The organism is Moorena sp. SIO3I8, assembly GCF_010692325.1.
Classification (GTDB): Bacteria; Cyanobacteriota; Cyanobacteriia; order Cyanobacteriales; family Coleofasciculaceae; genus Moorena.
Map to the genome: position 1 here is coordinate 1 of NZ_JAAHHW010000487.1, position 1,049 is coordinate 1,049.

Consider the following 1,049-nt stretch of genomic DNA (forward strand, 5'->3'; position numbering starts at 1 on the left):
AATACGGTTTGCATTTAGCAATTTTCAACTCCTGTGATGGTTTTGGTTTTGCACGCCAGCTGGCAGATTTGCCCATTCCCCAGGTTATCTTTATGCGAGAGCCAGTGCCAGATGTAGTGGCGCAGGAGTTTTTGAAAAACTTTCTCCAAGCTTTTTCCCGTGGTAAATCTTTATATCTTGCTGTGAGGGAAGCACGGGAGAAACTGCAAGGTATGGAAAATGAATTTCCCTATGGCAGTTGGTTACCAGTGATTTACCAGAATTCTACTGAAGTACCGAAGACTTGGAAAGATTTTACCCGCGCCAGTCATAGCTAAAACGGAAAGAATTAAGAACACTGCATAAACTACATCTACACATAAACTACATCTACACCAACGTACGTTGTGCTACAAAGCCAACCTACGTTGTACTACAAATCATGTTAACGATAGCTAGCATTAAATCACAGACAAAACACGATTAAAAAAATTGCGTGTCAATAAGGTCTAGAAAGCTATGACACAAACAGCAGTAAAAGTTCTTAGCCAAGATACACTAGCAGCACAAGTTGTTGCTTGCTGTGAAGTAAGGAAATACCCACTTCACACACGAGAGGGAGACATCAATATTATCGGTATCGAGGGAATGAACCTCGATGGCACTTTCAACTTGGATAGGCGGGATAAGTGGAATGACCTGGTAGGGATACTCTCCTTCAACCAAACTGGCGAACCTCATTTTGACATCCTCTGCAAAGCCACGACAGAGCCAGGGCATTATTACACATTGATTAATTTATTGAATCCTAAGGGAGCTGCTCGTCTGGACACTGGCTATCACAAACAACTGTGGCAAGTAGGGAGACACAACGGCTATGAAGCTTTGGCACAGAAGAGCAATACAGCCCGTCTGGTGCGTGATAAAAATCGCAATTTTCTTAGGGACGATAAAATAACCTATGAAATTGGGAAAGGGATTAATCTTCACACTACTAAGAGTACAGGATGGAAGGGGTATGTCTCCCCTGGTTCCATTGGTCGGTGGTCGGCTGGATGTGTAGTGATTTA

General features: G+C 43.0%; 2 pseudogenes. Both read left to right on the forward strand.

Annotated elements, in window-relative coordinates:
* Positions 1-263 (forward strand): annotated as a pseudogene (locus tag F6K51_RS38090) (CHAT domain-containing protein); the annotation flags it as partial.
* Between the two features lie 235 nt (positions 264-498).
* Positions 499-1,049: pseudogene (locus tag F6K51_RS38095) on the forward strand (hypothetical protein); the annotation flags it as partial.